The sequence below is a fragment of the Blastococcus xanthinilyticus genome, assembly GCF_008124835.1.
In the GTDB taxonomy this organism is placed as follows: Bacteria; Actinomycetota; Actinomycetes; order Mycobacteriales; family Geodermatophilaceae; genus Blastococcus; species Blastococcus xanthinilyticus.
Genome location: NZ_VNHW01000005.1, coordinates 245,037 through 257,166 on the forward strand (window position 1 = coordinate 245,037; position 12,130 = coordinate 257,166).

11 protein-coding genes are annotated in these 12,130 nt (G+C 75.0%); 2 read left to right on the forward strand and 9 right to left on the reverse strand.

The window, feature by feature from the left end:
* Window positions 1-74 precede the first annotated feature (74 nt).
* Complete coding sequence (locus BD833_RS10110; RefSeq protein WP_243737570.1) at window positions 75-968, reverse strand: AAA family ATPase; 894 nt, start codon at window positions 966-968, stop codon at window positions 75-77.
* Window positions 969-1,045: 77 nt separating this feature from the next.
* Here BD833_RS10110 and BD833_RS10115 point away from each other — a divergent pair, with 77 nt between their 5' ends.
* Complete coding sequence (locus tag BD833_RS10115; RefSeq protein WP_166532997.1) at window positions 1,046-2,350, forward strand: M18 family aminopeptidase; 1,305 nt, start codon at window positions 1,046-1,048, stop codon at window positions 2,348-2,350.
* Here the strand turns inward: BD833_RS10115 and BD833_RS10120 are convergent.
* Window positions 2,328-2,714 carry a hypothetical protein gene (locus BD833_RS10120; protein WP_166532998.1) on the reverse strand — a complete coding sequence of 129 codons (387 nt, stop codon included), beginning with the start codon at window positions 2,712-2,714 and terminating at the stop codon, window positions 2,328-2,330. The genes BD833_RS10115 and BD833_RS10120 overlap by 23 nt on opposite strands.
* 119 nt (window positions 2,715-2,833) lie before the next feature.
* Window positions 2,834-3,670 (reverse strand): DUF2382 domain-containing protein, encoded by an 837-nt coding sequence (locus tag BD833_RS10125; protein ID WP_166532999.1) that lies wholly within the window; start codon window positions 3,668-3,670, stop codon window positions 2,834-2,836.
* Between the two features lie 347 nt (window positions 3,671-4,017).
* Here BD833_RS10125 and BD833_RS10130 point away from each other — a divergent pair, with 347 nt between their 5' ends.
* Window positions 4,018-4,830: a DUF3097 domain-containing protein gene (locus BD833_RS10130; protein ID WP_166533000.1), complete on the forward strand. Its 813-nt coding sequence runs from the start codon at window positions 4,018-4,020 to the stop codon at window positions 4,828-4,830.
* Between the two features lie 217 nt (window positions 4,831-5,047).
* On the opposite strand, the gene BD833_RS10135 is transcribed toward BD833_RS10130, so the two are convergent.
* The 6 genes from BD833_RS10135 to BD833_RS10160 all read right to left on the reverse strand — a co-directional run bounded on the left by BD833_RS10135 (window position 5,048) and on the right by BD833_RS10160 (window position 12,072).
* Window positions 5,048-7,690: an ABC transporter permease gene (locus BD833_RS10135; protein ID WP_166533001.1), complete on the reverse strand. Its 2,643-nt coding sequence runs from the start codon at window positions 7,688-7,690 to the stop codon at window positions 5,048-5,050.
* Entirely contained in the window at window positions 7,687-8,415 is a 729-nt protein-coding gene (locus BD833_RS10140; RefSeq protein WP_166533002.1) for an ABC transporter ATP-binding protein, read from the reverse strand. Before BD833_RS10140 ends, BD833_RS10135 begins: the two co-directional genes overlap by 4 nt.
* A complete protein-coding gene (locus BD833_RS10145) occupies window positions 8,412-9,053 on the reverse strand; it encodes a PadR family transcriptional regulator (protein WP_166533003.1) in 642 nt (213 codons plus the stop codon). The genes BD833_RS10140 and BD833_RS10145 overlap by 4 nt, the downstream gene beginning before the upstream one ends.
* 93 nt (window positions 9,054-9,146) lie before the next feature.
* On the reverse strand, window positions 9,147-9,698 hold the full coding sequence (locus BD833_RS22690) for a PRC-barrel domain-containing protein (protein ID WP_208092542.1): 552 nt from the start codon (window positions 9,696-9,698) through the stop codon (window positions 9,147-9,149).
* Window positions 9,699-9,918: 220 nt separating this feature from the next.
* Entirely contained in the window at window positions 9,919-10,761 is an 843-nt protein-coding gene (locus tag BD833_RS10155; protein WP_243737571.1) for an aldo/keto reductase, read from the reverse strand.
* A gap of 72 nt (window positions 10,762-10,833) precedes the next feature.
* Window positions 10,834-12,072: an MFS transporter gene (locus tag BD833_RS10160; RefSeq protein WP_166533005.1), complete on the reverse strand. Its 1,239-nt coding sequence runs from the start codon at window positions 12,070-12,072 to the stop codon at window positions 10,834-10,836.
* Between the last annotated feature and the right edge of the window lie 58 nt (window positions 12,073-12,130).

Consider the following 12,130-nt stretch of genomic DNA (forward strand, 5'->3'; position numbering starts at 1 on the left):
CATAGGAAGCTTTACCTGCGTCCTGGCGCTGGATCACGGGGGTAAAGCTTCCTTTGCCTGAGACATGACCCTCCTCAGCCACCGGTCAGCGCCTCCGCGGGCAGGCCGCGCACCCGCTCGGTGTCCTCCCGGTACTTGAGCACCGCGCCGAGGGTGCGGGCGGCGAGGTCGGGGTCGAGCTCGCGGGCGCCGAGGGTGTGCAGCGCCGTCGCCCAGTCCATCGCCTCGGCGATGCCGGGCGGCTTGAGCAGGTCGAGGGTGCGCAGGTTGGCCGTCGCCCGGGCGACCTGCCGGGCCAGCTGCTCGGTGACCTCGGGCAGCCGGCGGCGCAGGATCGCCACCTCGCGGTCGAAGTCGGGGTGGGCGAGCCAGTGGTAGAGGCAGCGGCGCTTGAGCGCGTCGTGCACCTCGCGGGTGCGGTTGGACGTGAGCACCACCAGCGGCGGTGTCTCGGCGCGCACCGTGCCCAGCTCCGGGATGGAGATGGTGAAGTCGCTGAGCACCTCGAGCAGGAAGGCCTCGAACTCGTCGTCGGCGCGGTCCACCTCGTCGATCAGCAGCACGCTCGGCGAGTCCTCCAGCGCCTGGAGCAGCGGGCGGGCGAGGAGGAAGCGCCGGTCGTAGAGGGAGGCCTCCAGCCGGGCCGGGTCGTCGGCGGCGTGCGCGGCCTCCGCGGCGCGCAGGTGCAGCAGCTGGCGGCCGAAGTCCCAGTCGTAGAGGGCCTGGCTGGCCTCGAGGCCCTCGTAGCACTGCAGCCGGTAGATCGGCCGGCCGGTGATCTGCGCCAGGGCGTGGGCCAGCGCGGTCTTGCCGACGCCGGCCTCGCCCTCGAGGAACAGCGGCCGGTGCATCACCAGCGCGAGGTAGGCGGCGGTCGCCAGCCCCTGGTCGGGCAGGTAGCCGGTGCCCTCCAGCGCCGCGGCCAGCGCGTCGGGGTCGGCCGGCAGGCCGGAGGTGGTCTGGCTCACGAGGTGCAGCATCCCACCCGCCGGGCGCTCCGGGGCAGGCCCCGGCCGGCCGGACCGCCGGAGGGCAAGATGGCCGCATGGCCGACGCCGCTTCAACCGACGACCTCGCCCTGGGCGACGACCTGCGGGCGTTCGTGGACGCCTCGCCGTCCCCCGCGCACGCGGTCGCCGAGCTGGTGCGCCGGCTGCGTGCCGCCGGCTTCACCGAGCTGGCCGAGGCCGACCCGTGGGCGCCGGCGCCCGGCGGCCGGCACTTCGTCGTCCGGCACGGCAGCCTGGTCGCCTTCCGGCTGGGCAACGCGCCGCTGGCCGAGTCGGGGCTGCGGCTGGTCGGCGCGCACACCGACTCGCCCACCTTCAAGGTGCGGCCGCGCCACGACGTCCGGCAGTCGGGGTACCAGCTGGTCGGCGTGGAGCCCTACGGCGGCGGTCTCTGGCACACCTGGCTGGACCGCGAGCTCACCGTGGCCGGGCGGCTGGTGCTGCGCGGCGGCGCCCCCACCGAGCCCCGCACCACCCTGGTCCGGCTGCCCGGCGCCCCGCTGCGGCTGCCCTCGCTGGCGATCCACCTCGACCGCTCGGTGCGCGAGGGGCTGACGCTGGACCCCCAGCGCCACCTCGTCCCGGTCTGGTCGCGCGACCTGGGCGACGAGCCCGGCCTGATGGCCGCCCTGGCGGAGACGGCGGGGGTCGACGCCGACGACGTCGTCGGGCACGACCTGGTGCTCGCCGACACGCAGCCGGCCGGCCGGGCCGGGGCCGACGGCACCTGGGTGGCCGCCCCGCGGCTGGACGACCTGGCGTGCTGCCACTCCGGGCTGCTCGCCCTGCTCGGGGCGACCGCCGGCGAGCGCACCCAGCTCCTGGTCTGCAACGACCACGAGGAGGTGGGCAGCGGGTCCATGTCCGGCGCCCGGGGCAGTCTGCTGGAGGACGTGGTCCGGCGGCTCGCCGCCGCCACCGGTGCCGACGACCCGCAGGCGGCGCACCGCGCGCTCGCCCGGTCGGTGCTGGTGTCGGCCGACATGGCGCATGCCGTCCACCCGAACCGGGGCGACCGGCACGAGCCGGCGCACCAGCCGCAGCTCGGCGGCGGCCCGGTGCTGAAGGTCAACGCGAACCAGGCCTACGCCACCGACGCCGCCTCCGGCGGCTGGTTCACCGACCGGTGCACCGAGGCCGGCGTGCCGGTGCAGACCTTCGTCACCCGCGCCGACCTGCCCTGTGGCAGCACGATCGGCCCGCTGACGGCGACGCGGCTGGGCGTGGCGACCGTCGACGTCGGGGCGCCGATGCTGGCCATGCACTCCTGCCGCGAGCTGGCCTCCGCGCTCGACGTCCCGCTGATGGTCGGCGCGCTCACCGCCTGCCTGGAGAGTTGAGCCGACCGGTTCCCGCGGCGACGGCCCCGGAGCCGAGGAAGAGGCCGACGGCGATCAGGACCGCACCGACCACGAACAGACCGGTGTCGTCCTGGCCGGCGGCGGCCACCGTCCAGCAGACGGTGAACGGCACGGTGACCAGCGCGGCGGCGACCACCGCGCGCAGCGCCCACCCGGCCAGGGCCGCCGCGACCAGCAGCGTCAGCACGGACCCGACCACCTGCCAGGCCCGGTACGGACCGGCCGGGTCACCGGTCGCCGGGTCCAGGTAGTACTCCTGGTCCCAGGCCAGCCACGCCGCCCAGGCGACCACGCTGAGCACGACGGTGAGGACGGCGACGAGCTGCCGTGGTGGGACGCGCACGTTCCGGAGGATAGGGAGTCCCCGGAGCGACCGCGGTCAGGGACGACGGCGGCGGCCGCCCGGGAGGGACTCCCAGGCGGCCGCCGTCGTGTCGAGGTCCCGGCCAGGCCGGGAGGCGGTCAGTTCCGCCGGTTCGGGTCCACGCCCTCGGCCTCGATCTCTTCCTTGCGCACGGTCTCGTTGACGGTGACGTTCTCGGTCACCGACTCCTTGCCGAGGCTGACGCGCTCGACCGGCACGGCTTCCTTCTCCACGACCGGGCGCTCGCTGCGGAGGGTCACCTCGTGCTCCTCCTCGCTGATCGCGGGGCCGTCCATGGCGCGGCCGGCGTTGGCCTCGGTGATCGGCTCACGCTGCAGGGTGACCTCTTCGTGGGTCACCGGGACGGTCTCGGTCACGTTCTCGCTGACCACGTACTTCCGCAGCCGGGCCTTGCGCTCGCCCTCGTTGGTCGTACCGACGACCAGGCGCTCCTCGGACCGCGTCATGGCGTCGTCGGTGTTGGGGCCGGAGGTGTCGTGACCCACGGTGCCCCGCGTCTCGGCCATGCCGGCGGTCTCGGTCCGGCCGGTCGTCTCGGTCATGCCGGCGGTCTCGGTCCGGCCGGTCGTCTCGGTCATCCCCACGGTGGTGTCCGTGGTGCCGGTGCCCAGGCCGTAGTAGCGGTAGAGCTCCTGCTCCTCCGCCGGCGACAGGTGCCCGTCGGCGTCGATCTTCGGGGCGTCCTTGACCCGGTCCTTGCTCACGGCGACGCGGACGCCGTCGTTGGTCAGGTCGGCGTCCCGGATCGGTACGAAGGACTCCTTGGTGCCGAACATGCCGGTCTTCACGGTGACCCACTCGGGCTGGCCGGTCTCGTCGTCGAGGTAGACCTCGGAGGCCGACCCGATCTTCTGACCCTCGGTGTCGTACACGTCCTGGCCGATCACTCGGCTGATGGTCTCGGTGCCGATCATGTCTTGTCGCTCCTATCCAGACTCGGGATTGGTTCGTCGCAGAGATGGGTGACCGAGATCAGGAGCAGCAAACGACGCCGCTCCGATCGTCACGGTCGCGCAACGGATCCGTTCCCCGGTCTTGCGCATCGGGATGGCCCGTGCCTGAGGACATCTCCCCAGGTCACAGGCGTACGGGCGGCCGTCCCGGACGACCGGGCAGGGCGGCTGCACCCGCCGTATCGGCCGTCACGCTCCGCAGTTCCGCCCTGCCCGGGCGTGTCGCCACCGCCGGTGCCGGGCGCTCGTCGACACGCGGCTCGGCGCGTCGTCCACGGCTGCGGCCAGGTCGTGCCGAGCATGGAGGGATGCCGCCCCGCTCGCCGTACGACAACCTGGTGCACCCCCGGACCGTGAAGAAGCCGGCTCCGCAGGTCGAGGCCGAGAAGGACCTCGTCGTGGAGGACCCCAGCTCCGGGTTCGTCGGTGCCGTGGTCCGCTGCGAGAAGGACGTCGTGCACCTCGAGGACCGGCACGGCCGGGTCCGCGGCTACCCGCTGGGCCCCGGGTTCTGGGTCGAGGGCCGGCCGGTCGTGCTGGTGCGGCCGAAGGCGGCCGCGCCGGCGATGCCCACACGCAGCGCCTCGGGGTCCACCTTCGTCGCCGGCGCCCGCGCCCGGGTGGCCCGCGAGGGTCGCATCTACGTCGAGGGCAAGCACGACGCCGAACTGGTCGAGAAGGTCTGGGGCCACGACCTGCGGATCGAGGGCGTCGTCGTCGAGCCGCTGCACGGCGTCGACGACCTGCCCGGCATCGTCCGCGACTTCAAGCCGTCGTCCGGACGCCGGCTCGGCGTGCTCGTCGACCACCTCGTGACCGGCTCCAAGGAGTCCCGGATCGCCGCGCAGATCACCGGCGACCACGCGCTCGTCGTCGGCCACCCCTTCATCGACATCTGGCAGGCGGTGAAGCCCTCGGTCGTCGGGATCAAGGCCTGGCCCACGGTGCCCAAGGGCGAGGACTGGAAGACCGGCGTCTGCAAGCGGCTGGGCTGGGAGGACGACACCGGCTACGTGTGGGCCCAGCGCATCCTCGCCCGCGTGAAGGTCTGGACCGACCTCGAGCCCACCCTCATCGGCCGCGTCGAAGAACTGATCGACTTCGTGACGACAACACCGTGATGCTCCGCATCACACCGCGGCCAGGTGCCGTCCCCCCGCTGCCCTGAGCCCATCCGTCGCACCTGCCCGGAACCCTCCGGGCCCCACTCGGCACGACAACACCGTGATGCTCCGCATCACACCGCGGCCAGGTGCCGTCCCCCCGCTGCCCTGAGCCCATCCGTCGCACCTGCCCGGAACCCTCCGGGCCCCACTCGGCACGACCCTTCCCAGGTGCTCATCCGTCGAGACGCGACACCATCGGGAGCCGGGACCGGACGACCAGCCCGGTGACGGCGACGGCCAGCAGCGGCACCGCCACGCCCACGCCGGCCAGGAGCAGCCACGGGATGTCGATCAGCGGCCGCGCGCCCGCCCCGAAGTCGGTGCTGGTCAACGGATAGGCGACGGCGATGCCCGGCCCCGCGCCCACCAGCAGGCCGAGCAGCGCGCCGCCGACGCCGATGACCGCCGCCGAGCCCATCGCGATGAGCCGGCGGGTGCGGGGCGCGGCCCCGATCGCCGCGAGCGTGGCCAGGTCGGGCCGCGAGTCCGCGAGCGCGAGGCCGGTGGCGGTCAGCGTGGCCACGAGCACGAGCACGCCGCCCACGGCGAACAGCAGCAGCCGGCCGATCGCCAGGCCGTCGGTCCAGCCCCGCTCGACGTAGACGTACGCCTGCGCCGACACCGTGCGCACCGCCTCGGCCAGTCGCTGCTCCGCCGCCGGGGTGACCGGCGCCTCCGGGCCGCCGATCACCAGCGAGGTCGTCGTCACCGGGACGGGCAGCCGGTCCGCCAGCACCGGGGGCACCACGACCAGCGACGGCACCTGGAGCTCCGCGCCTGGCGAGACCGCGATCTCGGTGGCCGGCAGCGCGGACCGCCCGAGGATCTCGTCGGAACTACCGTTCCACGTGGAACCCAGCAGCGTCACCTCGCCCGCCGCGTCCACCGCGCCGCTGCCGAACACCACCGCACGCTCCGCCCGGAGGGCCGCGGTCACCTCCTCGCGCCACGCGCCGGGCACCGCCGCGGCCACCGTGTCGGCGTCGGCCACCACGACCTCGCCGCCGAACGTCGGCCGCAGCCAGCCCACGTCCTCGGGGAACCAGGAGCACTCTGCCGGCCCGCCGGTGCAGCCGGCCCGGACCGGCCACAGCGAGCGAGGCTGGTCCTCGACGTGGGCGACGGACCCGATCCGGCCGACCGGATGACCGGGCAGCTGCTCGGCCACGATCCCCTCGACGGCCGCCCAGCCCTCCTCGCCGGCCTGGAAGAGGGTCACCACGGCCGCGCCCATCGGCGCCTGGGCGACGTAGTCGCGGCGGTCCTGGGTGCTGTCGCTCTGGCTGCCGATGGCCATCGTCGTCACCGCGGCGACGGTGGCCATGACGGCGGCGACGGCCGAGGCGGTGCGGGTCCGGTTGCGGGTGGCGTCCCGGACCGCGATCAGCCCCGCGGCCGGCAGCCACCGGGCCAGCGGGGCCAGCAGCCCGACCAGCCAAGGCGTCGCCGCGACGGCGCCCAGGACGAGCAGCACCGCGCCGGCGGCCACGCCGAACTCGTTCCCCTGCGCGCCCAGCACGGTGAGCACCGCGCCTGCCGCGACGGCGCACAGCCCGACGACCGGCAGCCGCCAGGAGGTGCGCACCTGCCCCCGGCGTCCGCCGAGCGCGGGGACGACATCGGTGCGGGCCGCCTGCCGTGCCGGGACGGCGGAGGCGGCGAGGCCCGCGAGCAGCCCGGTGGCGACCACGGCCAGGACGTCGAGCGGCGCGACGTCGAACGGGCCGAACCGCACGTCGGCCCGGTCGGCGACCAGCGGGAGCGCCAGCCACGCCAGGCCGACGCCCAGCAGCGCGCCACCGGTCGCCGCCCCGCCGCCGAGCACCACGCCCGAGGCCAGCACGGTCCGCCGCAGGTCCGCTGGGCTCCCACCGGCCGCCGCCAGCAGGGCGAGGTCGCGCCGCTGCCGCCGCAGGCCGACCGCGAACGCCGGCCCGGCGAGCAGCACCACCTCGAGCAGGATGCCGACCACGACCAGCGCGAGCACGGCCATCTCGGCGGTGTTCGGGCCGCTCGCCGCGACGTCCGACCGGTACTCCTCCTCGGCGGGCGGATCGGCCACCACGGCCCGCGAGACGACGGCGAGGCCCGCGTCGTTGAGGGCGCGCACGGCCGGCCACTCCAGCTCGCCGGGGACGGAGACGTAGAACTCGCTGGCAGGCGAGCGCAGCAGGTCGGCCGACCCCGGCGCCACGACGAGGAAGTCGTCGCGCCCGCCGGCGCCCGGGGCCACGATCCCGACCACGGTCAGGGGGACGTCCTCGGCAGTGACCTCGAGGGTGCCGCCGAGCGCGACGCCGGCGCGCTCGGCCACCGCGCCGCTCACCGCGACCTCGTCGGCCGCCGCCGGGACGCGCCCCTCGACGACCTCGACGGCGCCCTCCCGGATCGGCCGGCCGAGGTCGTCGGCGTAGGCGGTGTCGTCGGCGTAGCCGGCCCCGGTCCGGTAGGCGAGGCGGCCGGCGGTGCGCTCGACGACCTCCGCGCCGTCCGGCAGCAGGGCGCGGATCTCGGCGGCGGACCACGGTGCCGCGTCGGCGTCCGGCTCGTACACCAGCGGCTCGCCGGTGAGCGGATCGGCCTCGATGGGGCTCCGGGCGACCCCCTCGATGCGCGCGTCGGCGGCGCCCAGCGTCCACGGCACCGACTCGCCGGGGCTGATCTGCCAGGTGCGCAGCAGCGTGTCCGCCGTGACGACGGCGAGGACGGGCAGCCCGACCATCACCAGCACCAGGGCGGTGCGGCCGCGGTGCCGCCGGGCGTCGCGCCGGGCGATCCGCAGCGCGAGGCGCCAGCGGGTGAGCCAGGCGGTCACCCGGCGCCGCCGGCAGGGAGCAGCGACTCCGCCACCGCGGCCGGCCCGCTCTGGTCGACCACGACGCCGTCGCGGAGGAACACCACCCGGTCGGCCCACGCGGCGTGCCGGGCCTCGTGGGTGACCAGCACCCCGGCGGCCCCGGCCTCGCACCGCGCCCGCAGCACCCGGAGCACCTCCTCCCCGGTGGTGGAGTCCAGCGCGCCGGTCGGCTCGTCGGCGAGCAGCAGCCGCCGCGGCCCGACCAGGGCGCGGGCGATGGCGACCCGCTGCTGCTGGCCGCCGGACATCTCGTCGGGGAACCGGCCGGCCAGCGCGCCGACACCCACCTCCTCCAGCGCCTCCCGCGCCGCGCGCCGGGCCATGCCCCCACGGACGCCGTCCAGCTCGAGCGGCAGCGCGACGTTCTCGACGGCCGACAGCGACGGCAGCAGGTTGAGGTCCTGGAAGACGTAGCCGACGCTGCGCCGGCGGACCGCGGCCACCTGGGCGGCCGACAGTTCCGCGAGGTCGCGGCCCTCCACCACGACCCGGCCGGCCGTGGGGGTGTCCAGCCCGCCGGCGAGGTGCAGCAGCGTCGACTTCCCGGAGCCCGAGGGGCCCATGACCGCCACCAGCTCGCCCGGGGAGACGGTCAGGTCGACGCCGCGCAGCGCCTGGACGGTGGCCTCGCCCTGCCGGTGGTCGCGGGTGACCCCGGCCAGCTGGAGCACGGGGGCGCTCATCGCCGGCCCCCGCCGGGAGCTGCGTCCGCCGCCGGCGCCGGGGCGCCGGGCGCGGTGGCGGAGGCGGTGGCCGTGGCGGTGGCGGTGGCGGTGGCGGTGGGGGTGGCGGGGCGCCGGGCAGCCGCCCGGGCGACCCGCGCCTCGCAGTGGTCCAGCCAGCGGATCTCCGCCTCCGACCGGAAGACGAGCGAGTCCAGCACCAGCGACCACGCCAGGTCGCCGGGGCCGTCGTCCGCGCGCGCCTTCAGCCGGGTCAGCTCCTGGAGGCCGGTCATGGTGGCGGTGCGCTGGGTCTGCACGACGCGCAGGACGTCGACGCCGGGGGTGGTCACGGCGAGCGCGAGCTTGATGGCCAGCTCGTCGCGCGGGGCGCCCTTCGCGCTGACCGGCGAGGCGAACCAGCCGCGCAGCTCCGCCTGGCCGACGTCGGTGATGCGGTAGGCGATCCGGCCGTCGGCGTCCGGCGGCCCGTCCTGGGCGACCAGGCCGTCACGTTCGAGCCGGTCGAGGGTGCTGTAGACCTGGCCGACGTTCAGCGGCCAGGTGGCGCCGGTGGCGGCGTCGAACTCCGCGCGCAGGTGGTAGCCGTGGCTGGGACCGCGCTCGAGGAGCGCCAGGAGACCGTGCCGGATGGACATGGATACGGAGTATGCATACCGCGTATTCCTAGGGCAAGGCCCTCGGGCGGCGCGGGGGAGGAGGGCACCCCGCGCCGCCCGTGGTCGGGAGGATCAGCGCTCGCCGTAGCGGCGCAGGATCGGCTTCTCCGTGGCCGGCGCGGCCACGTTCCGCTGGGCCTCGGGCGGGTCGAGCGGGCCGGATACCTGGTTCTCGTCGCGCACCGCGTCGCCGGCCGCGCCCGCCGGCCGGACGTCCTCGACCGCGCCCACCTGCACCGCGTCGACCGGGTGCGCCGGCTCGGTGACCGTCCGCGGCGCCCGGTCGGGAGCCGCGGCGTCCCGCGCGGGGCCGCGCTCCAGACCGTAGTACCGGTACAGCTCGCGCTCCTCGCTCGGCGAGAGCCGGCCGTCCGGGTCGATCTTCGGGGCGTCCTTGACGACGTCCTTCCCCACCGGGACGCGCAGCCCCTCGGTGGTCAGCTGGGCGTCGCGCAAGGGCACGAAGGACTCCTTGGTGCCGAAGAGCCCGGTCTTCACCGTCACCCACTCCGGGAGGCCGGTCTCGTCGTCGAGGTAGACCTCGGAGGTCTCACCGATCCGGCTGCCCGTGGCGTCGTAGACGTCGCGGTGGCCCAGCTCCGCGATGCTGGCGCTGTCGATCATCGTGGTTCCCCTCCGTGGCTCGCTCGATGCTCCGGACGGTTGCTGTCGTGTCCGGTCCGGGCGGCCGGAAACGACCGTGCGCTCGGTCGTAAGGAGTCCGTAAGGCGACCGCCACCGGGCCGACGCACGGGAGGACGGCGTGGACGAGGCGACCGTGCCGGCCGTCGTCCGCGCCGCCCTCCCGCGGGCCGCTCCCGGCTGACCGCCGGGCGCACCCGGCTCAGCCGGGGACGTAGTTGAACGTGTCCGGGTCCGGGCCGGTGCGCTCGGCCCGGTCGAGCCCCGTGAGCGTGGCCAGGTCACCGGTCTCCAGCTCGAAGTCGAACAGCGCGAAGTTCTCCGCCATCCGCTCGCGCGAGGAGGACTTCGGGAAGACGACGTCGCCGCGCTCGATGTGCCAGCGCAGCACGACCTGTGCGGGGGTGCGGCCGAGTCGCTCGGCGATCGCGACGATGGCCGGGTCGTCCAGCACCTTGCCCTGGGCGATCGGCGACCAGGCTTCGGTGACGATCTGGTGCTCGGCGTCGAACGCCCGGACGTCGTCCTGCGCGAGGTAGGGGTGCACCTCGATCTGGTTCACGGCCGGCTTGATCTCGGTCTCGGCGAACAGCCGCCCCAGGTGGTGCGGGGTGAAGTTCGAGACGCCGATGGCCTTGACCCGGCCGCTCGCGTAGATCTCCTCGAACGCCTTCCACGTCTCGACGAAGTCGACGTCGATGCCGGGCAGCGGCCAGTGGATGAGGAACAGGTCGAGGTAGTCGAAGCCGAGGTCGGCCAGGCTCTGGTCGAAGGCGCGCAGGGCGTCGTCGCGGCGGTGGAAGCCGTTGTTCAGCTTGCTGGTCACGAAGATCTGGTCGCGTGCGATGCCGGACCGGGCCACCGCCTCGCCGACGCCCTTCTCGTTGCCGTACATCTCGGCGGTGTCGATGTGCCGGTAGCCGACCTCGAGGGCGGTGGCCACGGCGTCGGCGGTCTTCTCCGGCGGCACCTGGTAGACGCCGAAGCCGAGCTGGGGGATCTCGACGCCGTTGTTGAGCGCGATGGAGGGCACTGCTGAAGCCACGGGCATTCCTTCCGAACGGGGTTCACGGGGGCTGCGCACGACTGGTTGTGCGCGATCGACCCGTGGACCCGGCTACCCGGTCGTGCGGTCCTCAACCAATTCCGTGGGCGCCGGCCGCTCGCGGATGAGCACCGATCCGCCCAGCGCCAGCAGGCCCGCGATCGCGGCGGCACCGGCCGGGACGGCGAACGCCGCCTCCGCACCCCAGGCGTCCACGGCGGCACCCGACAGCGCCGAGCCCGCGGTCACACCGATCGTCAGCCCGGAGATGGTCCAGGCCAGCGACTCGGTGAGCACGCCCGGCGCCACGCGGGACTCCACCAGCGACGTCCCGGACACCAGCACCGGCGCGATGGTGAGGCCGGCGAGGAATCCGCAGGCGACGAGCACGGGCAGCGAGCTCACGCCCCACAGCAGCTGCGCGGCCAGCCCGAAGGCGAGGGCGCTGCAGACGAATCGGGTGGCGAGCGTCCCCGGCAACCTGGCCAGGCCGTAGACGAGGCCGGCCAGCAGGCTGCCGAACGCGAAGACCGCGAGCACCAGGCCGGAGAAGGCCTGCGCGCCCTCCTCCTCGGCGAAGCCGATGACGACGACGTCGATCCCGCCGAACACCGCGCCCACCGCGATGTAGGTGACGACGACGACGAACAGCGTGGGGGTGAGCACCGACCAGCGCCGCTTCGGGATCGCCGGGTCGGCGACGTGCAGCGGCGGCTCGGTGGCCCGCTGGTCGGCCAGCCAGAGCGCGCCGGCCACCCCGAGCACGATCCCGGTGAGGAACCCGATCGGGGGCGCGATCAGGGTCGCCAGCAGCGTGACCAGCGGCGGCCCGAGGACGAACACCACCTCGTCGGCGACCGCCTCGAACGCGTACGCCGTCTGCCGCCCGTCCGGGTCGAGCACCGCCGACCACCGCGCCCGCACCAGCGAGCCGATGTTCGGGCTGCTGAACCCGGTCGCCGCCGCGAGCAGGAACCAGCTCCAGCGGGGGGCGCCGCCCTCGACGGCGGCGACGAAGGCGACCCCGGTGAGCAGGAACGCGGCCATCGCCACGCGCAGCACGGTCCCCTGGCCGCGCCGATCCATCAGCCGGGCCCACAGCGGGCCGGCCACGGCGTAGGAGAGCGCCAGCGCGCCGGAGACCGCGCCGGCCAGCCCGTAGCTGTCGGACGCGTCCTCCACCAGGAGGACGGCGCCCAGGCCCAGCATCGGCGCGGGGAAACGCCCGATCCAGGCGGCCAGCGAGAACGACGCCGAGCCGGGAACGGCGAACAGGCGGAGGTAGGGGTCCAAGAGGGTGCGGGGTGACACGGGTTCTTCTCGCGCTTCCTGGCCACAGGCGAGTGCGGGGACGTCCTCCGCCGGTCTC